Consider the following 23410-nt stretch of genomic DNA (forward strand, 5'->3'; position numbering starts at 1 on the left):
AAGTAACTTGAAGGTTTATACTTTCTTTTGTAGGAAGTTACAGGAGGAATAAAAGATGAGTGGAACACATGGAGATTTGAAACATGGATCAGTTAAAAAGGTATTTTTAAAATATTTTTTCCCCTCGTTATTGGGGATGATGCTAATGTCGATAAACATTCTAATTGATGGAGTGTTTGTCGGAAACGGAGTAGGAGCGGAGGCATTAGCAGGTGTGAACCTTGCCATGCCAGTTTTTTCATTAATTTTCTCGATTTCACTTTGGATCGGTATCGGTGGAGGTACGTTGTATTCGATTTATAGTGGCGAGGAAAAGATGGCTAAAGCGAGGAGTGTATTTTCATTAGGTGTTGCCAGTGCACTTGTTCCTTTATTAATCATTGGAGTGTTTGGTTATTTGAATGTAGAGGCAATTGCGAATGTGCTTGGTGCAAATTCTGATACTCTTTTTCATACTGTTGAATATCTGACGGTTTTGTTTCTGTTTGGTTGGCTAATGGCTCTACAACAACTGCTCAGTATTTTTGTCAGAAATGATGGCAGTCCTACTTTGTCGATGGTCGCTCTTGGTGTGACGGCAATCGTGAATATTGGTCTGAATTATTACATGATTTTTATTTTAAAGTTAGGTGTCTTTGGAGCAGCACTTGCAACTGTGCTTGCAAGTGTAGGTGGGTTACTTGTACTTATGCTTCATTTTTTGAAAAAACATTCAAATTTGAGGCAACTTTCTTTCCAGTGGTCATGGAAAATGCTCGGTGGTATATTTTCGATTGGATTTCCGAGTTTTCTTGCCGAAGCAGGTACCCTTGTTTTCGTTGTTGGATACAACTTGGCAATCGTCGGATTGCATGGCACAGAAGGAGTCGCGGCTTTTTCAGTTGTTAATTATTTACACGGCTTCATGTTCCTTTCGTTCTTTGGTATTGAGGCAGCTCTTCAACCGATGATTAGCTACTATCATGGTGCGAAAAAAAGTGATCGTATCAAAGAAACTGTAAAAATTGGTGAAAAAACATCTTTCATTCTTGGATGTAGTTTACTTCTTATTGGTTTATTTGCTGCACCGTTACTCGTTTCACTTTTTGGATTAGAATCAAATGAGGTGCGAAAATTAGCCGTTGACGGAATTCGTTTATTTTTTATAGGCTATCTATTCTTAGGCTTTAATTTCGTGTATATGACGTATTTTCAATCAATCATGAAAATACGTCCATCAATCACCATCATTTTATTAAGAAGCTTTGTGTTCATCTTGTTGCTTTTATGGTTGCTGCCTAAATTCATGGGTATCGCTGGTGTATGGCTCGCGCTTCCACTTGCGGAAATGATTGTTGCGATCCTACTCGTTAGTTTTTCTAGAAAACATGTGCTAGGACAAAAACAAGTAGTTAGACATACTTGATTATTGCTTGAAGCACAAACGGGTGTGTGATAATTTTCGAATGAAATGTTTTATGTATGGGAGAAGATCATCAAAGAATAAATACATCTGCTGTCTTTTTCTTTGTTAAGAACGGAGGTCATAATCAACAAAATTCTTTTTACAAGGTGATGAGTGATTGTCATTGAACAAGAATTGATGAGTATACTTTGGAGCCAAGGCTATTGAAGCAAGTGCAATAGCTCTTGGCTTTTAAGATTTTAAATAGTCATGTTTTAACGATCACATTTATTCAACACTCTAATTTACTGTATTGTTTCTAATCAACATCATTAGCATGTAAAATGCAGGAGGGGAAAAAAAGTGAAATATTATTCAGTACTTTCTATTATTTGTTTAGGAATATATAGTCTATTATTTTCTTTAATGGTCAATGGAGTATCTTTCGGTTTCTTTGGTAAATTAACCATCATTTCAATGTGTTTATTTCCATTAGTAGGTATTTTCTATGCTTTAAAAAGTAGAAAACGTTTTAGCAAGTGGATACTAATAATACTTAATACGCTTGCATTTTTTACAATAATCTATTTACTTGTGCTTGGCTTTGGAATAGGTGAAAAATAAAATGACTTTGCAAATAAAACCTATTGTTTTATAAAAACCATACTTAATTTGAATCAAGGGAAATTTTACAGAAAAGGCCGGTAAACTTGTTGAAGGAACAACGAATATTGAATCGTTGCGTCTGTTCGTTTATCAAATTCTCTTGAACGGAAACCAAAGTTGACTTTTACTTCCACTTCATATGGAGAAACAATTTGTGCATCAGTATTGATTGTTGTTCTAAAGAACCTTCCTTCATCATCAGAAAATCCATAGTCAAAGCCGCGAATCACACAGCTCGCTTGATACCCTTGATAAGGGTAAGTTTTATATGTTCGAGTAATGGTTCTTCCTTTTTCAAGGGCTTCAGGAAAACGAACAACATCCTCAATAATATTTAACAATAAGATCACCTCATCGAATGTATATTCTAAAGACAATTTACCTAGAAGTATGTATGTTTAAAATAGGGTCATTTTCATATTAAGGAACGATAAATTGAAAAACGAACGATATGGATTTTTATGCTAAAATAGTTCAAGGGAGTGATAAAGTTGAAAATTAACACGTATCTTATTCAATTAGCAATTGTAATCATAATTATTTTTGGTGGAACTTTTACGTTCATTTATTTAAGAAGTAGCGCAATTTTACTCGACCAGCTTATTGGAGCTTCAGTCGGTGTTATTCTTCTGATTGCCTCATTAATTTGGAGAAAAACAAATAAATCTACAGGGTAAATGAAACTGGTAAAGCGGAAATTCCCCATGTAGTTGCTCTTAAGGAATAATTTCAATCGTTTTTTTCTGAAAATTCATTTCATATTGAACTACATGTAAAAATTTATGAAAAGGCTTTTTTATTAAAAGAAAAACCAGTATGATAAAGAAAGAGATGTAATGGATAGGAATGAATAGTCGATATGTGGCAAACTCTTTAATGACTAATAATTAAAATGAATAGATATACATTCCATCTTGTACGGGAGTAGTATGTCTAATTATTTAATAAAAATCATTAAAGGGATGCGTGGTGTGGAATAGTAATGATCCTCAACTAGGCAGATACCATTTGGGTCTGTTTTTTGTTTTGTGAAAATGTCTTACATCTCAATTTTTCCATATGATCGTGTCCCTATTTATGGGGGATTATGATGACTATCATTGAAAATAAAATTGCAATTATTACGGGAACGAGTAGTGAAAGAGACATAGGTACAGCACTTTGTCGGAAGTTAGCTTCACAGGGAATAAATATTTTCTTTACACATTGGAATTCTGAAACTAAATGGGTGAAAGAGTTTCAGGTAGAGATTATGAATATGGAAGTCTTATGCGATCACTTATTAATAAATCTATCAAAAGCCAGTGCTGCATTTGATATACTTGATGCAGTAGAAACTAAAATCGGTTTTCCCTCAATTTTAATAAATAATGCTGCTCATTCAAGAAGTGACGGATATTTAAACTTTGATGCTAAAACATTGGATGAACATTATGCAGTTAATATGAGATCTACATTTCTGCTTAGTACAGAATTTGCTCGTCGCTTTGAACAGTCCGATTTATCTAATGGTCGAATCATTAATTTGACATCAGGCCAAGATTTAGGACCAATGCCTGGGGAGTTAGCTTATGTAGCAACTAAAGGTGCCATTTCAGCCTTTACTAGGTCACTATCACAAGAACTTGCACCACTAGGAATAACAGTTAATGCTGTAAACCCAGGACCTACTGACTCAACTTGGATGACAGATGAAATTAGAGACTATCTACTTCCTAAATTTCCAATGGGTCGTATCGGTTCACCAGAAGATGTTGCACGTACTATCGCATTTCTGGCTAGTGATGAAGCAAAATGGATAACTGGTCAAATCATACATTCAGAAGGTGGATTTATTCGAGGGTAGTAATCGTGTAGTTGTTGCTAATTTGTATCGGAGAAAACAAAATACATCCAACTTTCTTTAGTTGGAGTTCCCATTAATAATAATAAAAAAATATATTAAACCAGTTAAATATTAATTTTCTTCAAAAAAGCTCAAACCTCAGAGATCAAGGTTTGAGCTTTTTTATTTATATCGATTGAAATTTCTTATCACGATGCTTTTAAAAATTATAAGTTTATATAACGGAATGTTTAAAAGTAGAAACTTTCATTCTAGAAAAAAGAATTCAAACCTCAATAAAATGTTAAAATATGACTAAGTGATAGATTGCAATGAAGAATCGTAACAATTGAATTCTAGTTTCCTAATACTAAATGTTAGGGTAGTCGACCAAATTAAAAATGTTAGGAGGGGAAAACATGAGTCCTAGTGAAAATATATATTTTCTTCTAATAGCCATTATCGTATTTGTGGTCATTTTGTTTATTTGGTGGATAGTTAGAAAACGAAAAAAATTGGCGGTTGTATTAACGAGTCTGCTCATCATTGGATTTGCAGGATATTATGCTTACTATCCTACATTAAAAAGTAACACGCATACTGAGCGTTATAATACAGTGATTGAATATTTAGTAGAAAATTATCCTGATAGAAAGTTTCAAGTTTTACCGAAAGAATATGAAGCAGGCTATCGAGTGGGAGAATTTAGAGTTAATGATATTAAAACACCATCATTTGGTGTTTCATTAAGTGTTGATGAAGAAGGCAGTGTAATGCAAACAAGCAATTGGTCAAATCAGGAATATCCTAAACAAAAAGAATTATGGAGAGAACTCGAATTTATATATGGGGAAAACTATACTTTAGACAAAGAAATCGCTGAAATAACCAAACAAGATGAATGGATAGATGGTGAGCTGACAGCATTTGCATTAACCATAGATGATACACCTGCCATTGCATTATTTGAATATTCCAAAGGAGGCTATAGTTTACTTGAACTACAAGAAGCAGCAAATGAAGGATACGTGTACATTGAAGAAGAAGGTTTTGTATTTATCTATATAGATGATCACCATGAAGAAGAAATAGTTACGATTTCTTTGGAAAATGGGGAGGAATTTGTGCTCAATGTTAATCAAAGTAAAGGTAAATTAATTGTTAGGGATTGAGACGTAGGAGAAAAAAGAGAATGTATCGTTCATTTGATTAATAGATAAGTAATATAGTGGCACAATGAAAAATATCTTTGGACAAGTAGATATATTTAATTTGTTAAAGACTCTTTATACAAAATTAATCGTTGTGTATCCTATTTTCATCTAAAGGGTGCTTGCTATACTCCACTAAGTAACTTTAGTATTTGAGAGACGCTTTCCTAGAAAGACGGGAAAAGCGTTTTTTTATTTGAAAAATTATTCATGCAAGTAACAATTTTTTTACTAAACTATAAATATTTGTTTACTTTTCAAATAGTTAAACGTTTTATAAGAAGGAGGTTTGAAATGAATGATTCCATGATGGGGAAAAAACTAAATGAAATACTTAAATTTGTTTATGCTTATTTATTAAAAATGGGTGCTTCTAAAGAAGATGCAGAAGATATTATTCAAGATACTGCCTATAAATTCTTACAATATATGGACTCAGTTAAAATTACTAATATCCAAAGTTGGCTTTTTAGAGTTGCAGTAAATCAATATTATGACATGACTCGAAAAAATACTAGGAGAAGAGACATATTATTGAAATTTAATATACAAGAATTGTTGGAAGAAGAAACACCCGAAAATGTACTATTAAAAAGTGAAATGGAAAAAGATATACATGTACTGCTCAAAAGATTAAAACCTAAATATAGCCAATTTCTTATTCTAAAATATAGTACAGGATTGAAAATAAGTGAAATAGCAGAGCTATATAGCATGAAAGAAGGATCTGTTAAAACCATTCTTCACAGAGCAAGGAATGAATTTGTAGAACAATTTAGGAGGTATGAAAATGAACAGCAATGACAATGAATTTTTACCTAAAGATTTTGAGTTTGAGAATTTGGTGAAAAAGGCAAAAAGACGTTCCCTAGTAAAAATGATGGTCATATCCTTAATCATTAGTTTAATCGTTTTAACTGTTCTTTATTTTATTGGTGATACAGTAATGAAAAAGAAAATGGATAAGGAGACTACTCTAGATTTAACTTGGAATGGAATTATGGGTGCAAATATTGAAGAAGAAGGTATTACTTATAATTATTCTCCTACTTCAGCAATAGCAAAAACGAAACTAATTAAAAAAGTTGGAGAGGTGCCTATACCATGGGGAGAACAGGAGAAAGTCTTCACCATTTTTGGAACGTCAAATTTGATCATTACAAGTGGTCCTTCTGGTTCAGGAAGTATTGATGATGAGAGAATCCCTCTATATTACCAAGGAGAAAGGGTAACTGAATTTTTTCATCCAAAAGTGACCTATAGGGAAGTTTATGATGATAGAGTGTTACTTAATGAAATGGAAGATACTTCAGTTGTAGAAATGGCCTTTTCATTTAATAAAGAATATTCAATAGAAGAAGTGAACAAAGTTTTTAAAGATCAATTAGCTTGGTATTGGGTAGATACCTATAATAAAACCGCTATAAAAGACCATAATGAATTAAATAATGACGAAAATTTTCCGAGAAGTCACACGATAAATGGATTTGATACATATGGATTTCAATATAATAGTAGTCCTAAAGCAGAACCAGCAATGAATTTTATTTCTACGCTTGAAATGCTAAAAAAAGATGGCGGTGATTATCAGCATGAAGCCATTGAAATATATAACACGATAACTAATAAAGGTAAAAGTAAATTAAAACCCAAGAATCTTAAAATCATTGGTGTAATCGTTACAGGAAAACCTAGTGATTTAAAAAAATATGATACTAACTCAATGATTCGTTCAGCTACCTTAGGAGCTACAACAGATCAGTATTAAAATATCACTTGTATTGCGAAACAAAATTAACATTCGTAAAGCATTCGAGGCACTTTTCTTTAAGAAGGAGAAGTGCTTCTTACTATTGAATTAATAAAGTGAAGATTATATTAAGTTGTAAAAAATATCAGGAGCCAATAACATTCTTGGAAATAGAATCAACAAATTGGTTTATGCCAGAAGGTTGGGAAGAAGAAATGGTATTTGTTGAGGTTTTAATGTTTCCAGGAAGAAAAGAAGAAACTAAAGAGAAATTAATAGAAGAATTTGCAGAGGAATTATCAACGGTATTATCTATTAGTAAGAATTCGATTATTACCACTTTGCATGAACCTAGCTTAGATAATTGGGGAATAAGAGGAGGAAAACAAGCAGCTAAAGAGGGAATCAAATTTAAATTAGATGTCTAATGCTTTTGTTTTTTCATCTTCAACATAATAGATCATCGGGTATGATTAAAAATTTTAGATCTTTAAAGAATTGCTGAAAAATGGGAACTAAAAAAATGTATTGGGGGCTTACTTTTGGACTGGGAAAATGAAGACTTTATGGTTAGTGATAATAAAGATCTAATCAATTTAGAAAGTGTAGCCCATATGCTATCGTCAACTTATTGGGCTTCGAATAGAACAAAAGCAACCATTGAAAAAAGTATAAATCATTCTTTAGCTTTTGGCTTGTATCATTTTGACAAACAAATTGGATTTGCTAGGGTAGTTACAGACAAAACTGTATTCTCTTGGGTTTTAGATGTGGTCATTAATGAGAATTATAGAGGCAAAGGACTTGGAGAATGGTTCATGAATTGTATAATTGAACATCCAGAAATCAAATATACGGCATTTGCACTGGCCACATCAGATGCACATGACTTTTATAAAAAATTTAACTTTCGTAACAACAAGTGTATGACGAAACCTTTACTAACAGAATAAAGTGTGATCTTCAACACTAGATTTGCTTATCTAAAATAAGTTTTTTTCAATTCGATAATGGGAGGATTGAACTTATTGATTAACGTAATAAAATCTAGTATTTTATTTTTCGTGTTTGGTGTGGTCATATTAGCTGGTTGTAATGGTAATGATGTTACCTTAAATGATGGTGATAAGTTAATCACTGAGGAGATGGATGAGGTTATTTCTGATTACATTATTCAAAAATATTCCGACTCTTATGGTGATACTGAAGAGCAATTTGAAGTTCATAAAGTATATGGTACGAGCGAATCTGATGAAGTTCTAAGTGTTTATATGTGGTCTTATTATGGTGGATTTAATAAATCAACTGGAGTAAGGCTCCAATCAGGACATTCATTGCCTGTGGTCATTATGTTAAGTAAAAAAGAAGAAACGTATGCTGTTACCGATTACATAGAACCTGAAGATGGTAGCTTTTATCAGTCCTCTCTTAAGAAGATGTTTCCTGAAAAATATGTAAAATTCGCGCAACAAGATAGTGGAAATATAAAGGATTTAGAAAAAGAAATGGATAAAAAAGTAAAGCGTTGGTTGGATAAACAAGAGTAAAGATTTAGAATTATAAATTAGAAAATCTTCAACGAACTTTAGGAAGTTTGAGGTAAGGAGAGAAAATATGTTTCCGACATTAGAAACAGATCGATTAATTTTAAGAGAAATTTCACAGAAAGATGTTAATGCAATATTTTCTTGTTTTTCAAATGAACATGTCACACGATATTATGGCCAAGAAACGTTAGAAACGATAAAACAAGCGGAAGCATTTGTCGAACTATTTGCGATTAGTTACAAAGAAAAAAGAGGGATTCGTTGGGGAATTGAAAGAAAAGGTCATAAAGGAATAATAGGTACGATTGGCTTTAATAGTTGGTCACCAAAACATAAAAGAGCGGAAATAGGTTATGAAATACATCCTGATTACTGGCGAAATGGTTATGCCATAGAAGCAGTTTTAAAAGTAATAGAATTTGGTTTTGATGAACTAGGTCTTACTCGTATAGGTGCAGTTGTTTTTTTGAATAATGTAGCATCAAGTAATCTGCTTACTAAAGTAGGATTTCAAAAAGAAGGTGTTTTAAGAGATTATATGTATCAAAATGGTCAGGCACATGATACGTTTGTTTATTCTATTTTGAAAAGAGATAAATAAATTCCTTTTTTAAGCTAAGGTAGGTTGGATAAATCCTAAATTTAGTTGAATGTTTTTTTGAAACTACTAGAAAGGTAGGTGTTTTATAAATGAAAGATGTAAGAAACTTAATTTCTACAAAGAAATTAGGTGTTGAGGAATCAGATATAAAAATAGTAGAAGAAGAGTTAGGTGCAGTTTTTCCAGAGCAGTATAAGGAGCTTTTCAAATTAGTTAATTCTCCAGAAATCGGTGAATGGATATTGTATCCGATTAAAGATCCTAAAAATCTCAAAAAAACGTGGGATGATATGATAAGACAAAACACGGAAGTCAGAGAAGACCATATGTCGAAAGACTTAATTGCTATAGGTGAAGATGGATCTGGAGATAAATTATGTTTTAAAGTAAAAAATGGAGTAATGGGCGAAGAAATTTATATTTGGTATCACGAAGATCATGAACTTGAAGTATATGCTTCTCATTTGAGAGAATTTATCATATCAACAGCAGAGGAAGAAGATGATGATTTCGATGAGTAGTAAATTGTTATTAAATAGTAGGTTTTTTAGTTTATCCAATTAATTAAGACTACTTCGAAATGAAAATTGGATTTAAATGGTAAGGTCGATTTCATTGAGATGAGATCGACTTTTTTTGTTGAGGCTGTTTTTTTTCGAAAACTTTTTTTGCTTTTAAATATCTTAAGCAATCAGCACTCTATTAAGTCTAGTAGCATCTTTTCATCCTAAAATAGTACCATTATAGTGAAAAAAACTGTTTTCACTACAAACTTTGGCTAAATAGCTCAATTGTTCAGAAAAGAGCCTTTGTTGAACACATTGATTTTTTCTCTTTTTTTAAAATATACTTAGTAGTAATATATCTTAGTTACTAAGAAATTATTTTAAGGAGGAGGTTTTTGGTTATTGAATATCTGTGAAAGTTTATTAACTTCATTAAAGAGAGCAAGTGAAGTGAGTGTTGGGATTATGAAGCCTAGAGATCTTGGAGAGGTTAATCATGGACTAATGCTCTCTCTTTTTTAAATTCATAATAAAGGCGAAATTAAAACAAGTGAAATATCAGAGCACTTTGGAGTGATAAGGTGAACAACAAATTTAACTGTAAGTTTTTTTACCAATTTTTGATATGAAAGGGGTAATGATGATGAAGGTTTTAGTTACTGGATTTACTGGAAAGATTGGTTCACAGGTTGCAAACTACCTCAATGATAAAAATATTCCAATGATATGTGCCGTTCGAAACGTTAAAAAAGCTAAAGCAATGTTTGGAGATATTTATGAGTATGTAAGTCTTGACTTTGCAGATCCAAGTACATTTGACCGAGCACTTGAGCATGTTGATCGAATCTTTTTAATGTACCCACCAGGTGAAAATCTTCAATTTGACCTTTTCTTAAAAAAAGCAAAAAATAAAGGAATACAACACATTGCTTATTTGTCACTAAAAGATGTTCAATTCATGCCTTTTATCCACCATTACAAAATGGAAAAAGAAATAAAAAACTCTAAAATTCCTTATACATTCATACGTGCTGGATATTTTATGCAAAATTTAAATGACTTTTTATGTAAGGAAATTAAAGAGAGACATCGAATTTTTGTTCCAGCTGGTAAAGGGAAAACAAGCTTTGTTGACACAAGAGATCTTGCAGAAATCTCTGGTATATCGTTGATTGACTCGGAAATTCATAAAAATAAAATCTATGTTATTACAGGTAATGAGGCACTCGACTTCTACGATGTAGCAAAAATAATGACGGAAGTACTTGATGTGAAAATAGAATACACAAACCCTTCGGTTAAAGAATTTAAGGAATCAATGAAGAAAGTAGGGGAAGATGAAGGGTTTGTGAACGTTGTAGTAGGTGTTCATATGCCAACAAAGCTTGGGCTTGCAAAAGGAATAAAGCATGATTATGAAAAAATTACAGGCAAAAAACCTACAAATATAAGAAAATATGTTGAAGATTTCAAAGAAAATTGGATATAAGGAAGAAAAGATCATAACATTAACAGGTGATCAGCCATTCTCCGTGTGAAACAAGAAAATTCGGGAAGTGACAGGCACCGTTTAAGAAGGAATTTCCAAATAAATGTAGAATGATTCATTATATTACATTTATTGGAGGTTGGGTATTAATGAAAACAGTTTCTTCTAGGGTTGGTGGGGTTTTTATTCCCGTTAGTAATCTTCTTCGTTCACGTGATTGGTATTGTGACATTTTAGGATTATCGACAGAGGGGGAGATATATTTTGATCATATATATGTTCTTCCGTTAGAAGGCCCTAACATTGTACTCGATAGCAAAATTTATTCACCAGACAATGTGTATAAAGTCCCTGCCTTTCAATTTTATACAGAAGATATTCATGAAGCTTATGAATTTCTCAAACAAAAAAATGTTGAGTTTATGACAAACATAGAAAATGGTCATTGGTTTAATTTTAAAGATCCTGATGGAAATGTGCTTATGATGTGTAAGTAATGAATTAAAAAACAATATATCCAACTGGTTTAGAGCTTTCTTTCCAAACGAAGGCTCTTTTGTACGTATACGATAGATATAATTAAAATAGTTTAAAAAAGGAACGATTATTATTTGCAATTCGTAATGATTACGTTTAATATTAACGTTAAATAAAAATAAGAGGTGATTATTTCATGAAAAAAAATATACATCCTGACTTTCGAAAGGTAGTATTTATGGATACGAATAGCGGGTTTAAATTCCTAACAGGATCAACTAAAATGACGAATGAAACAATTGAGTGGGAAGATGGCAATTCATACCCATTAATAAAAGTGGAGATAAGCTCAGATACTCATCCATTTTATACAGGAGTTCAGAAGTTTACAGATAAGGGCGGAAGAGTCGATCGATTTCTACAAAAGTATAAAATGAAGGAAAATAACTAATAAGGTGAATGGGTTCGATCATTTTTTTATTAATGTAAATTTACAATTTAAATCGTAATAATTACGATTATGTAAAAGGAGAAATCTCAGATGGCAAAGAAATCTAAAGTTGTTAAAGAATTAAAGAGACAAAAGGTTGTTGAGAAATATGCAGAAATTAGGAAAGAGTTAAAAGAAAAGGGTGATTATACAGCATTGAGTAAGCTACCAAGAGATTCTGCACCTTCAAGACTTCATAACAGATGTCAAGTAACAGGCCGACCAAGAGGATATCTAAGAAAATTTGGAATGTCCCGAATTGCTTTTCGTGAGTTAGCACACAAAGGTCAGGTACCAGGTGTAAAGAAATCAAGTTGGTAAGATGCCAATCTAAAACGTGAAGGCTACAATACCCTTCACGTTTCTTCTTTTGAATAAGCTGTTTTCATAAACTTTGTTGCTTTTAAACTAAATAGAATAGTAAATATTATTATGCAATAAGCCCCGTAAGAACTTTGTTTAAACTGAAATTAAGGCAATTTGCAACAACCTTTCAGAAAAGATCCTTGGATATGAGAAAAGTAAAGAAAGGATGGTAGGGAAAAGATGAATGACAAGTTGATGGAGATATTGCAAAAAAGATCATTGCCTCTCTTCCAAGAGAAAAAAAGAAATTATATCAATACATAGAAAATTTGGAAGACAGCTTAGCGCAACAATCTAGTACAAAAGAGCAGTTTTTAACACTTCTTAAAGAGCAATCTCCACATCATCAGGCTGCCAAACACTTTAATATGTCTATTGAAGAAACAGTAAACCTAATGCATAGTATAGAAGATGAAATAAACAATGAACTAGACAAAAAATGGAAAGATACCAATGGATTGATTGTACAAACGAAATTGAAAAAGAGGTACAAGAGAATACAGTTAACAGAATACAGTATATTCTTGTGATAACATGATGAAAAACGGCTAGTTTTAGATGTTTATATTTTCTACTGTTTGTTTTATTCCTCAAATAACTTTCCTATATTAATCATGATCACATGTAATTACATTGAATTTGCGCTTAAACATCATTCAACATATGAAGAAAAAGGGTAACTTTCTGATTTTCTAAGATATTGAAAATACTGTAGTTAGCCTGCCATACTAGATATCAAGACAATCAGAGTTGTTGCTTATATTCTAAGTCAATAAGATCTAAGAAGAGGGAGAACTTGCATGAGAGAGAAAAAAGTTCGTGGAATCAAGCGTAAAGCAAATAAAATGATACAACGTATAGAAGAAAACACAATGGAATTTCCAAGGATAGATGATGATGGATATCGAAATATCCTTTTGCCAGTTTCACAAGGTTTTATCAATTCTGATAAAACCCCAAGTAAAATAAAACGACTTTGTCTCCAAACAATGGTAAATAGAGCTAAACATCTCGTTGAAATGAAACCAACTGATAAAGAAAAGTATCGAGTGGTAGTTTTAATTTCTTTACCTGATTTGTTTAGATCACAACTGATTGTATTTAGAGGGGATTCTTATTATCAGCATTTCTTTGAAAGAAATAATGATGATCAGAAGTGGTCGCCTCTTTCTAAAAAGAGAAATATGGCAAAGGAATGGCAGTTATCAGTACCTGAAACTATGGATATATTAGGATTTAAAGAAGTCATTACATATGAAGAAGGTTATCACGAAGAGGGAGAAATTTGGTTTATTGGAGATGTCAACTAAGTGAAGTGCAAGTCCAGAAATTTTATGTCTTATTAAGTTAGCTGGTTAATCTTTGGGCCTAAAACTTTCATAACAGAACTATCTAGATATATGATTTAGATTTCCTTTCTTCCTTATAATATATAAAAATGCTGCTAAGATTAATAACCTCAAAAAATACTATACGAGTAAAAGAAAGCAGATCGATATTTCTAGCTCTTTTCACTCTTTTTTATTTTGCTTTAAATAAGTCGCATCTAAATATTTTTTTAAAAAGGCTGTTTTCGCAAACTTTGTTGCTTTAACAACTTCAATGTAAACAGCACTATATAAAGCATAGTGGCATCTTTTCTTCATAGGATAGTACCTATTTTGCCATAACAGCAATGTTTCCACTTCATAACTAAGTCAATTAGCAACAATCGTTCAGAAAAGAGCCTTTAAAAAAAGCCTTTAAGATTAATCATCATACTTCTATCTCTAATGGTGAATCCTATAGAAAAGAATGTAAATGTAGGAGGAGTCTTAGTTGAACTTAGATGATGTGTTAGCGGCTAGGGAAAAGTTCAAAGGAATTGTTCATACAACTCCACTTGATTATTCAAACACGTTTAGTAAAATTGCTGGAAATGAAGTACATTTAAAGCTGGAAAATCTTCAAAAGACAGGTTCTTTTAAAGTAAGAGGTTCGTATAATAAGTTAATTTCGTTAAGTAATGAAGATTTAGGTAAAGGTGTTGTCGCAGCTTCTGCAGGAAACCATGCCCAAGGTGTTGCTTATTCAAGCCAAACGTTAGGCATTCCTTGTACAATTGTGATGCCAAAAGGTGCGCCACTTAGCAAGGTACTAGCAACCAAGCAATATGGAGCAGAAGTTATATTAGAAGGCGCAGTTTTTGATGAAGCTTTAGCTTATGCGTTAGAGTATTGTCAACATGTTGGTGGTACGTTTATTCATGCATTCGATGATCATGATGTAATTGTTGGTCAAGGCACAGTTGGTGTTGAAATAGTTGAACAACTTCCAGATGTTGATGCGATTATTTGTCCTGTTGGAGGAGGAGGGCTTATCGCAGGAGTTGCTCTGGCAGTAAAACAAATGAACCCGAATATATCTGTTTATGGTGTTCAAACCCTCGCCTGTCCTAGTATGAAGCAGTCCTTGCTAGAAAAAAAACCCGTGATGATCGAAGCTACTCCAACGATGGCAGATGGCATTGCTGTAAAAAAACCAGGACAAAAAAACTTTGACATCATAAAAGAGTATGTTGATGACATTGTTTGTGTAGATGAAATGGAAATTGCTCGCACGATGTTAATGGTTTTGGAGAGAAGTAAGTTATTAGTAGAAGGATCTGGAGCGAGTTCACTTGCAGCCTTACTTTATAAAAAATTAACATTGAAGGGAAAGAAAGTAACAGCTGTTTTAAGTGGTGGAAATGTAGATGTTCATTTTATTTCAAGAATTATTGAACGTGGTCTCGTTGAAGCTGGAAGATATGCTCATTTTTCGATGACATTAAAAGATAAACCAGGTGAGCTTGAAAAGGTATTGAGCACAATTACTGATTTAAATGCTAATATTCAGGATGTAAATCTCAAGCATGTTGGTAGACACATCTATCCAGGGTTTGCACAAGTTGAAATATCTGTTGAAACAAAAAACAACGAACATATCGAAGAGCTACATAAAGTATTGAAAAGCAAAGGATATAATATACAGTTGGTTGAAAGACTTTATGAACAATAAGTTTATAAAACTAATCTATTAAAGCAGTATTGTAATTAGAAAAACGTCAGTAACTATTAAAAACTTGCTCTGTTTTCGAGTACAAAATACGAAATAACATACCAATTAACATACCAAATCGTATAAGGTTTGGTATGTTTTTATTACTTGTCAAATCAATGATTATCGTTTTTTACCACTTGAGTTATTATACGAAATCGCAAGGATTATTTAATTAGAGACTTCTAAAAAAGGGTTTTCTTTATGGATAAGAGAAATAAATGTTTATAAATGATGTGGAGGAGAGTTATTTGATACGAGCTGCAACATTATTAGACATCTCTGCAATAACACTACTTAAACAAAAAATGTTTAAAGAAGTCGGTATGGTACACCTTCTTAGGAGTGATTTTATTCAAGTTGTTGAAAAAACATATAAAGAATTGTATGAAGCAGAAAAGGCTATCCATTTCGTCATTGAAAAAGAGAATTCAATTGTTGCGTGTGCTGGGGCATTTATTAAAGAAGATGTTCCATATTGTTTTTATAAGGAAGAACAATATGGATTTATTGGTGATGTATATGTAGAGCCTTTGTTTAGAAACCAAGGTTATGCAAAAAAGTTAACAAACGAAGTGTTAGATTGGTTTTCTAAAAAAGAAATCAATACCATTCGTTTACTAGCCAGTGATAATGCAAGAAAACTATACAAATCAATAGGATTTAAAGAAACAGATCAGATGATTTTACATAAATAAATAGATTTGTTGTTCCACAATCTAGGCCAGATTGTGGAGTAACTTTGTTATTACGTAGTAGACTCTTACTGTGCAGTAAATTATTTCTTTTTTCATGGAGAAATTGACCAAATCACAACCATATTCTGGTATGATTTCAATATGTATAATAGTGGAATTGTGAAATGTTGATCTTAAACTAAAGAAGTAGGTTTATGTAGTAAGGATGTTGAACTTTTTTATTATATTATTAGGAGGGATTTTTTTGAAAGAAACTATTGACACTAATGAGTTTGAGAATACGATAGATGCCGTTAACCATCTTACAGAAGATGATGCTAAATCATTGTTAAGATTAATCTATGGATTTGTTAACACTGCTATGACGGGAAATGGTGGAGATACAGCGAAATTAGAGATTTTAGATAAGGTTTCTGATATTTATAAACGTATTCCTGATTTAAACGAGTTAAGAAAAAAATAACAGTACTAAAAAACTGATTATTGTTTAGGTATTGTGAATAAATGTACTTATAGTAACGGGTGCTTATCTTAAATATGGTGTTGTCTTCGTGATACCTCTTATTGTGTCAATGAAAGATTAGTGGAAAAATCAACTGAGGGAGTGGTGGCGATAAAGAACACTTTTTATTACACCTATCCAATATTAGGCTTTTTGAAACAAAAAATAAAAAGAGAGAATGGTAAAATAATATTAACAGTTAAACCGAAGATAAAATTCAATCCTCATTATCACTTTTATAGGGGTTCAGAATTACTTTATAAAGCAACCTTGAGAAAATCTAATGTACTAAGGTTTAAGTTTGAAATTGAAGATTCAAAGGAAACTCATGTAGCAACAATCGATGAAGTTCCTATTTATAAAAGAAGTTCCATTTTTAAGGAATATTCTATTAGAATTAAAAATGAAGGATTTAGTGTTCAATTTATAATTGTAGACAAGTCTTTTGCAGTAAAGGATTCTGAACACAAAGTTGTTATTCAGGGAAAATATTTATCATCATTTATAGGAAGTTTAATGAATTTTAAAAGGTATAAAATCGATGTGCTTGATAGTATAATTCCAGATGAACTTTGGATGGCAATTGTGGCTGGAATCTTTATTCTTGAGTAAGCATTAAAGAGCCTTATTGTGTTAACGGGTGCTTATGTTGAAGAATCTTAACTGAATCACTTGTTGCACAGTACAAATATACTATGCAACAGAATACTGATCTTCAGCAATCGATGCGCCTTTGTTTAATAAATAGGAAGGCGTTTTTGTTGTGGTATCGACGCATACTGTGCAGCAACGATTGAAATAATTTCGTAAAATAAGAACCGTAATCTGTTATTTTTTGGTATGGTTATAATATGAAGATTTCTGATATTATGGAGGTTTTCACTTAAACTAAGCGTGGGGGGATAAAAAGTATGGAAAAATTGGGGACGCTATACTTTTTATGTGGAAAAATGGGCGCAGGAAAATCAACTAAATCAAAACAATTGGCGATGGATAAACATGCGGTACTATTGTCTGAGGACGAATGGCTTTCATCTCTTTATCCCAATCAGATTGCATCATTTGAGGACTATATAAAATTCTCAGCGCAGCTCAAGCCGTTGGTGAAAAAGCATGTCCAAAACATATTAAGTGTTGGTACAGATGTAGTGATGGATTTTCCAGCTAATACTCAAAAACTGCGAAATTGGTTTTTGGATCTTGCGTCAGAGGTCAACGCAAGCCATCAACTAATTTTCCTTAATCTAAGTAACGAGCAATGCTTACGACAAATTGCGCAAAGGCGTAATGAACAACCCGAAAGAGAAAGTTTTGACACGGAAGCGGTGTTTATTCATGTTACTAAATTTTTTGAAGCACCAGAAGCATCCGAGGGTTTAAATATTTTGGAGTTTAGCATAAATGAATAAAAATGAGTTAATAATTCGTGTGTATAGAGTACCTTCTGTTACTGGAAGGTACTCTATATCATATAAAATGAAATGTGAGTATGAAAAGTTTCAAATGTATATATCTTAAAATCGATGTAACTTTGTGAAGTGTACACTTAAACAAATGGTAGCGTATGTTGAAGAAGAAAAGTTGAAAAACAACAAAGCCATTTATATTTATTGCACAGTACAAGGATATTTTGAATTTATGATCTTCCACAATAGAAGCGCGATTGTGGAATAAGAACAGTTGCTATTTCACTAACGTGGCAGAAGAGTGGAAGAAGCATAATGAATTTTAAGTTAAGAATAAGTATCTAAGGAGGATAAAAATGAAAAAACGAATTCATATATTGGGAGCTTCAGGGTCTGGTACTTCAACACTTGGTTCTTCATTATCAAAGGTTTTACCTCATACATATCTTGATACCGATGATTATTTTTGGACAATTAAATTCACTAAACAAAGGGAAGTACCTGAAAGAATAAGTATGCTTGAAGAAGATTTATCACTTTATGAAAACTATATTCTTTCTGGTGCAGTGTGTGGTTGGGGTGATAACGTTAAAAGTTATTTTGACCTTGTAATATTCCTTTGGATTCCACAAGATATAAGGCTTGAAAGGTTACAGCAGAGAGAATTTCAGCGTTATGGAAATGAAATATTAGCTGGTGGTAGTAAATATGTTCAATCGAAAACATTTTTAGAGTGGGCATCTTTATATGATAGTGCGGGATTAGAAGTTAGAAGTAAATCTTTACACGAACATTGGATGGCAGACTTACCTTGTCCAATATTAAAAATTGAAGGTGGTTATTCAGTCAAAGAAAGAGTTGATATTGGATAGATTATCTAAATGCTAATTGAACTGAGGGTGCTATAGTTGAAGTAGGCATAAATATAAATGCAAAATATATTAGTTATCACTGAGTTTATCGAACTGGGTTATTTTTTTGTAAATAAAAAGCGCTGCATTATACAGCGTATTTCATATACATTTTCACTTACAATTTAGTACGCAAAATAGAGTTTTTCGATAGGCAGTGGAACCAGTTAGTTATATTGTGCTCTTTTTCTTAAGGCAAGAAATATGTAATTAATTATGTTAAAATTAGGAAGTAAGAAGACTAAAAATAATTTAGGTTATGAGGTGGAGGTAGCTCTGAAATTCAGATTATTAACTTCTCGAATTTTAATTATTTTATTTGAAGATGGAACAAGACTTAAAGACGAAACCATTCGTTTGGACACTTCCAGTTAGCCGCTCTAGATTTTTCGGATACCAACCAGTCAACAAGTTCATATTGGATAATTTCTTAAATAACTGGCTGCGTATATTAGGTAGAAGGGAGCGGTCCATCATGAGAATCAATAAATTTATTAGTAATAGGGGTTTTTGTTCTAGACGTGAGGCCGCACGAGTTATTGAAGCAAATAGAGTAACGATAAATGGAATTCCCGCTAAGCATATAGATCAAGTAAATGAAGGTGACCTCGTGCTTATAGATGGAGAATCTATTAAAGATAAAGATTTAGTATATATCGCTATGAATAAACCGGTTGGGATAACTTGCACAGCTGCAAAACATGTGGAAAACAACATTATGGAATTTATAAATTATCCTGAGCACATTTTTCCGGTAGGTCGGTTAGATAAAGACTCACAAGGATTAATATTACTAACCAATGATGGAGATATTGTAAATAAGATTTTACGTTCAGAGCATAATCATGAAAAAGAATATATTGTCACGGTAGACAAGCTGATAACAGATTTATTTATACGTCGAATGTCTGAAGGCGTTGAAATTTTAAATACGATTACAAAGCCATGTAAGGTACAACGAATAGGTGATTGTGTGTTTCGAATTGTTTTATCACAAGGGCTCAATCGACAAATCCGAAGAATGTCTAAAGCTCATGGGTATTATGTCGAGCAACTAGAGCGGATTCGAATTATGAACATAGAGTTAAACGATTTACCTATAGGGGAATGGCGTGAGCTAACAGAGCAAGAAAGGGTTGAGCTGTTTAAAGAGCTGGGGTAAGAGTGGACTTGTGGCTAATAGAAGGATTTCTTTTCCTCATGTGACCAACGAAACAGAGACTTCATAAAACGTATCCTACTTGCAAGGTTTGAGGGTTTTAGTTGTTCACTAGATTTAGATAGTTAGCATTTTAATTGTTCGGTCGTATGTTTACAAATCTCTATGTCATTAAAACAACGAATAAGAAGTGTTGCTTGAAGTTGGTAGGCTTTTAATGTATGAGGTGAAAATCCCTCGATCTTTTGATTCTGTTGAAACGGCGGCTGCCTTCCCATACTCTGGTCGAGTAGTTTCTGAGATGAATAACGAAATGCTTAAAGAGAAAGTCTTGTTTTATCGTATTAACAATAACTTAATAGAAGTGGTTCGAATCATTCACAATGCTAGGAATTTTAAAGATATAAACAACAAACATCATGGCTTAGGAGAGATAAAGGCTGTGATGTTATTTTTTTTGTAATTCATGAGAACATGTGAAGGAATTAACTTAAATTAACGGGTGCATTTTTACAACAAGGGATGCCTTTTTCTATGTATATAAAACGTGAATAATGTTAAATGGAAGGAAGAAGGTATATAAAAAGAGAATAATTTGTATATCAGAAATTGGAAGGAGTTTATAAAATGGGTGAGAAATTATTGAGGGTTGGAACGACTTATATTCCAGTAACAAACGTACAGTTTTCATCTGAATGGTATGTAAATAAAATAGGTGCAGAGTTATCTTATAAAGATGAAGACAAAGCGATTTTAAACCTTGCAAATCAAAGTGTTTTTCTTGAGAAGTCAATTGAAAGTCAAAGTTCTAATTTTATTGATTTTTATGGTGGTGAACGTTTTTCTTTAACATTTGAAGTAAATGGTTTAGAGGCATTGGAAGCACTACATAAGGATTTTATAAATAATGAGATAAGAGTTGGAGATATTGAAAACAGAGGACACGCTGGAAGGAATTTTATTTTTTATGATTTAGATGGTAATAAATTTGATGTATGGAGTGAACTTAGTCCTATCTTCAAAGAGAAATATTTAATCTCAAAATAAAATCAAGATTTACTTTATTGTTAAACTAACGGATGCAGTTTTTATAAAAATATCTTAATTAACAAACTAATAAAGGTGTGATTATGAAAAGTGAAACAGCAGAAAACTGAATCTTTTTCATACTTCTTCCCCTGGCTATATTAAATTTTTATAATTGTACATATTGTAATATTTTTCAAAATATTATATCATGTTCTTACTTAATTTAATATATTTGTAAAATAAATACAGGGAGAATTAGTAGGGATGTGTATAAAAATGAAGAAAGAGCTATTTTTAATAATTCCAGTTCTTATCGTTTCATTTGCTACCACAGCTATAGTATTGGGATATGAAAATAAAAGTGATAAAGATGAATTGCTTCAACATTATGAAGGTTATATGAACAAACAACACACTGAAAGTATCGAAATTCATCCAGAAGAAGACTACCTTTACTCAATGTATCAAACACAAGATGACAATAAGATTGGGGTTTTAGAATACTCACTTAATAATACATCATCTAATGAGATCGCGAATAATGAAGATATCGTTTTAATACCTTTGAATGGTGAACAAAATAACTACATGGGGATCAAATTTAATAAATCTGCAAGTGATATCAAACACATTGAGATAACTGTAAATAACGAAGTTCAAGAGTATATAATTAATCAAGAGGAAGATAATTCTTATACTGATACTTTTTTAATTCCAGTAGACTTTGATCCAAATAATATAAGTAAAATTGTTACATTTGATAAAAAAAGCAATCAAGTTACTTCTCTTGATAGATAAACTAATTAATCAGCCTTTTTTATTAAAAACTAAACAATCCGACATGTAATCGATTAAAAAGCAATCCGATGTAGTACAAAGATTAGGTAATATAACGACAAAATAAATCAAGTAGAAGAAACAGATTATGATGACTTATACGAATATTTAATTGATGTTGGACTTAAACAAGGTTAACCTACAACGCTATAATACTAACGGTGAGCATTTCTTCAAGAAGGAGAAGTGCTTTTTATGTGTAAATGATTAAGTTAACGGTGCAGGTTAGAGGCGTAACAGTTAATATAAAGAAAGGAATACAGCTCCCTAAATCGAACTAATTAACAGATTAAAATTGTATAATGATTGGGTGATTAAAAAAATGAAGTATACTTGTCCTTGTTGTGGATATAAAACACTAGATGAAGAACCACCTGGAACCTACGATATTTGTAGTATATGTTTTTGGGAAGATGATGGTGTTCAATTTGGTGATCCAGACTATGAAGGGGGAGCCAATATTCCATCCTTAAGAGCTGCTCAAAAAAACTTCTTAGAATACGGTGCTTGTGAAGAACGGTGTATTGAGTTTGTAAGGAAACCAAATGAGGAAGATGAATATTGTGGTCCTATGGATTTATCTAAAATTATGAGAATGCCAATAAAAGAAACAATACTTATTTTCAAAGCATTCAATATTCCATTGATAAATATCTTGGATTTATATCTTGGTCTTATAAAAATAGATAATTCAAATTTCGTTTACTCCTCCGAACAACTTGAAGAAATACTGCCAATCGATGAGTGCAATGAATATAGTCATTTGATGTTAAGGAATGTAGAAGGGTACGAACATGCGATTTTTAATGAGATTCGTATTTTAAGTGGTAATGAGTCTCAAAGGAGGATTAGAAAAATCAGAGATAAATTCATGGTTAATTTATATGAGAAATATAAGGGTTTATTATAAAAAAGCTATTATTCTTATTGAAGTAACGGATGCAAGCATTCAATAAGAACAGTCGCTTTTTCAATAACGCGGCAGGTATTTGGAACAAACAGAAAAGCATGTAACAACAAGGTAAAGGTGTGAATAAAGTGTCGTCAGAACATAGAAAGAATATGAATTTGGCAATTAAAGGTATGATTGTACCAGTTTTAAGAGAGCAAGGATTTAAAGGTTCTTTTCCACATTTTAGAAGGAAGAATGAAAAAAATATTGATTTAGTTACTTTTCAATTTAATAGATGGGGCGGTTCGTTTGTAGTTGAATTGGCAATATGTCCATTAGAAGGGGTTACAATGCACTGGGGTGAAGAAATACCACCAAATAAAGTAACTGCACATGATGTTAATAAACGATTGAGATTAGGTGCCGTGTCCGAAGAAGAAGATGGAATATGGTTTACCTATGAAAATTCAAAAACACAAAAGGATTTTGAACAAGTTGCCTCAGATGTTCTTGGTTTATTGAATACATCAGACCGTAATTGGATTTCTATGTTATTAAAGTAACGGGTGCAAGTGTTTCAATAAGA

The 23410-nt window shown here is 32.1% G+C and carries 29 protein-coding genes and 2 pseudogenes; 29 read left to right on the forward strand and 2 right to left on the reverse strand.

Going from position 1 to position 23410, the window contains the following annotated elements; all coding sequences use genetic code 11:
- Nucleotides 1-55: 55 nt before the first annotated feature.
- Both LC076_RS21025 and LC076_RS21030 read left to right on the forward strand, forming a co-directional pair.
- The gene (locus LC076_RS21025; protein ID WP_226671113.1) at nucleotides 56-1405 is read left to right on the forward strand and encodes an MATE family efflux transporter; all 1350 of its coding nucleotides are present in this window, start codon (nucleotides 56-58) and stop codon (nucleotides 1403-1405) included.
- A 342-nt stretch (nucleotides 1406-1747) separates the two neighbouring features.
- Nucleotides 1748-2008, forward strand: a complete 261-nt coding sequence (locus tag LC076_RS21030) for a hypothetical protein (protein ID WP_226671114.1) — start codon at nucleotides 1748-1750, stop codon at nucleotides 2006-2008.
- A gap of 65 nt (nucleotides 2009-2073) precedes the next feature.
- Here the strand turns inward: LC076_RS21030 and LC076_RS21035 are convergent, their stop codons facing one another.
- Nucleotides 2074-2391, reverse strand: a complete 318-nt coding sequence (locus LC076_RS21035) for a hypothetical protein (RefSeq protein ID WP_226671115.1) — start codon at nucleotides 2389-2391, stop codon at nucleotides 2074-2076.
- 150 nt (nucleotides 2392-2541) lie between these two features.
- Between LC076_RS21035 and LC076_RS21040 the strand changes: the two genes are divergently transcribed.
- The 15 genes from LC076_RS21040 (at nucleotide 2542) to LC076_RS21110 (ending at nucleotide 13622) form a co-directional block, all read left to right on the forward strand.
- Nucleotides 2542-2727, forward strand: coding sequence for a hypothetical protein (locus tag LC076_RS21040; protein WP_226671116.1), 186 nt, complete (start codon nucleotides 2542-2544; stop codon nucleotides 2725-2727).
- A gap of 413 nt (nucleotides 2728-3140) precedes the next feature.
- Entirely contained in the window at nucleotides 3141-3896 is a 756-nt protein-coding gene (locus LC076_RS21045) for an SDR family oxidoreductase (RefSeq protein WP_226671117.1), read from the forward strand.
- Nucleotides 3897-4294: 398 nt separating this feature from the next.
- A complete protein-coding gene (locus tag LC076_RS21050) occupies nucleotides 4295-5047 on the forward strand; it encodes a glucosyltransferase domain-containing protein (protein ID WP_226671118.1) in 753 nt (250 codons plus the stop codon).
- A 333-nt stretch (nucleotides 5048-5380) separates the two neighbouring features.
- Nucleotides 5381-5890, forward strand: a complete 510-nt coding sequence (locus LC076_RS21055; protein ID WP_226671119.1) for an RNA polymerase sigma factor — start codon at nucleotides 5381-5383, stop codon at nucleotides 5888-5890.
- On the forward strand, nucleotides 5877-6854 hold the full coding sequence (locus LC076_RS21060; protein ID WP_226671120.1) for an anti sigma factor C-terminal domain-containing protein: 978 nt from the start codon (nucleotides 5877-5879) through the stop codon (nucleotides 6852-6854). The genes LC076_RS21055 and LC076_RS21060 overlap by 14 nt, the downstream gene beginning before the upstream one ends.
- Nucleotides 6855-7000: 146 nt before the next feature.
- Nucleotides 7001-7264, forward strand: coding sequence for a tautomerase family protein (locus LC076_RS21065; RefSeq protein WP_226671121.1), 264 nt, complete (start codon nucleotides 7001-7003; stop codon nucleotides 7262-7264).
- Nucleotides 7265-7378: 114 nt separating this feature from the next.
- A complete protein-coding gene (locus tag LC076_RS21070) occupies nucleotides 7379-7789 on the forward strand; it encodes a GNAT family N-acetyltransferase (protein ID WP_226671122.1) in 411 nt (136 codons plus the stop codon).
- Nucleotides 7790-7864: 75 nt separating this feature from the next.
- On the forward strand, nucleotides 7865-8383 hold the full coding sequence (locus tag LC076_RS21075) for a hypothetical protein (protein WP_226671123.1): 519 nt from the start codon (nucleotides 7865-7867) through the stop codon (nucleotides 8381-8383).
- 67 nt (nucleotides 8384-8450) lie between these two features.
- A complete protein-coding gene (locus tag LC076_RS21080) occupies nucleotides 8451-8984 on the forward strand; it encodes a GNAT family N-acetyltransferase (protein ID WP_226671124.1) in 534 nt (177 codons plus the stop codon).
- Between the two features lie 89 nt (nucleotides 8985-9073).
- Nucleotides 9074-9505, forward strand: a complete 432-nt coding sequence (locus LC076_RS21085; protein WP_226671125.1) for an SMI1/KNR4 family protein — start codon at nucleotides 9074-9076, stop codon at nucleotides 9503-9505.
- A 628-nt stretch (nucleotides 9506-10133) separates the two neighbouring features.
- Nucleotides 10134-10979: an SDR family oxidoreductase gene (locus tag LC076_RS21090; RefSeq protein WP_226671126.1), complete on the forward strand. Its 846-nt coding sequence runs from the start codon at nucleotides 10134-10136 to the stop codon at nucleotides 10977-10979.
- Nucleotides 10980-11128: 149 nt separating this feature from the next.
- Nucleotides 11129-11476 (forward strand): VOC family protein, encoded by a 348-nt coding sequence (locus LC076_RS21095; protein ID WP_226671127.1) that lies wholly within the window; start codon nucleotides 11129-11131, stop codon nucleotides 11474-11476.
- A gap of 176 nt (nucleotides 11477-11652) precedes the next feature.
- Nucleotides 11653-11907, forward strand: coding sequence for a type B 50S ribosomal protein L31 (locus LC076_RS21100; protein ID WP_226671128.1), 255 nt, complete (start codon nucleotides 11653-11655; stop codon nucleotides 11905-11907).
- Between the two features lie 90 nt (nucleotides 11908-11997).
- Nucleotides 11998-12267, forward strand: a complete 270-nt coding sequence (rpsN, locus tag LC076_RS21105) for a 30S ribosomal protein S14 (RefSeq protein WP_226671129.1) — start codon at nucleotides 11998-12000, stop codon at nucleotides 12265-12267.
- A gap of 845 nt (nucleotides 12268-13112) precedes the next feature.
- Complete coding sequence (locus LC076_RS21110) at nucleotides 13113-13622, forward strand: DUF3916 domain-containing protein (protein WP_226671130.1); 510 nt, start codon at nucleotides 13113-13115, stop codon at nucleotides 13620-13622.
- 201 nt (nucleotides 13623-13823) lie between these two features.
- Here the strand turns inward: LC076_RS21110 and LC076_RS24285 are convergent, their stop codons facing one another.
- Nucleotides 13824-13958: a hypothetical protein gene (locus tag LC076_RS24285; protein WP_264191635.1), complete on the reverse strand. Its 135-nt coding sequence runs from the start codon at nucleotides 13956-13958 to the stop codon at nucleotides 13824-13826.
- A 172-nt stretch (nucleotides 13959-14130) separates the two neighbouring features.
- Between LC076_RS24285 and ilvA the strand changes: the two genes are divergently transcribed.
- The 12 genes and pseudogenes from ilvA to LC076_RS21170 all read left to right on the forward strand — a co-directional run bounded on the left by ilvA (nucleotide 14131) and on the right by LC076_RS21170 (nucleotide 23387).
- Complete coding sequence (ilvA, locus tag LC076_RS21115; protein ID WP_226671131.1) at nucleotides 14131-15351, forward strand: threonine ammonia-lyase; 1221 nt, start codon at nucleotides 14131-14133, stop codon at nucleotides 15349-15351.
- 290 nt (nucleotides 15352-15641) lie between these two features.
- Nucleotides 15642-16088, forward strand: a complete 447-nt coding sequence (locus tag LC076_RS21120) for a GNAT family N-acetyltransferase (RefSeq protein WP_226671132.1) — start codon at nucleotides 15642-15644, stop codon at nucleotides 16086-16088.
- A gap of 244 nt (nucleotides 16089-16332) precedes the next feature.
- The gene (locus tag LC076_RS21125; RefSeq protein WP_226671133.1) at nucleotides 16333-16551 is read left to right on the forward strand and encodes a hypothetical protein; all 219 of its coding nucleotides are present in this window, start codon (nucleotides 16333-16335) and stop codon (nucleotides 16549-16551) included.
- 120 nt (nucleotides 16552-16671) lie between these two features.
- Nucleotides 16672-17202: a hypothetical protein gene (locus LC076_RS21130; protein WP_226671134.1), complete on the forward strand. Its 531-nt coding sequence runs from the start codon at nucleotides 16672-16674 to the stop codon at nucleotides 17200-17202.
- Nucleotides 17203-17501: 299 nt separating this feature from the next.
- The gene (locus LC076_RS21135; RefSeq protein ID WP_226671135.1) at nucleotides 17502-17999 is read left to right on the forward strand and encodes an AAA family ATPase; all 498 of its coding nucleotides are present in this window, start codon (nucleotides 17502-17504) and stop codon (nucleotides 17997-17999) included.
- A 353-nt stretch (nucleotides 18000-18352) separates the two neighbouring features.
- Nucleotides 18353-18888, forward strand: a pseudogene (locus LC076_RS21140) (hypothetical protein).
- A gap of 494 nt (nucleotides 18889-19382) precedes the next feature.
- Nucleotides 19383-20069, forward strand: a complete 687-nt coding sequence (locus LC076_RS21145) for a pseudouridine synthase (protein ID WP_226671136.1) — start codon at nucleotides 19383-19385, stop codon at nucleotides 20067-20069.
- Nucleotides 20070-20283: 214 nt separating this feature from the next.
- Nucleotides 20284-20529, forward strand: a complete 246-nt coding sequence (locus LC076_RS21150; RefSeq protein WP_226671137.1) for a type II toxin-antitoxin system RelE/ParE family toxin — start codon at nucleotides 20284-20286, stop codon at nucleotides 20527-20529.
- A gap of 164 nt (nucleotides 20530-20693) precedes the next feature.
- Nucleotides 20694-21113, forward strand: coding sequence for a VOC family protein (locus LC076_RS21155; RefSeq protein ID WP_226671138.1), 420 nt, complete (start codon nucleotides 20694-20696; stop codon nucleotides 21111-21113).
- A gap of 258 nt (nucleotides 21114-21371) precedes the next feature.
- On the forward strand, nucleotides 21372-21893 hold the full coding sequence (locus tag LC076_RS21160; protein ID WP_226671139.1) for a hypothetical protein: 522 nt from the start codon (nucleotides 21372-21374) through the stop codon (nucleotides 21891-21893).
- Between the two features lie 361 nt (nucleotides 21894-22254).
- Nucleotides 22255-22488: pseudogene (locus LC076_RS21165) on the forward strand (CPCC family cysteine-rich protein); the annotation flags it as partial.
- A gap of 482 nt (nucleotides 22489-22970) precedes the next feature.
- Entirely contained in the window at nucleotides 22971-23387 is a 417-nt protein-coding gene (locus LC076_RS21170; protein WP_226671140.1) for a DUF4304 domain-containing protein, read from the forward strand.
- Nucleotides 23388-23410 lie beyond the last annotated feature (23 nt).

Origin of the sequence: Metabacillus litoralis (assembly GCF_020524045.1) — a bacterium.
GTDB lineage: Bacteria > Bacillota > Bacilli > Bacillales > Bacillaceae > Metabacillus > Metabacillus litoralis_C.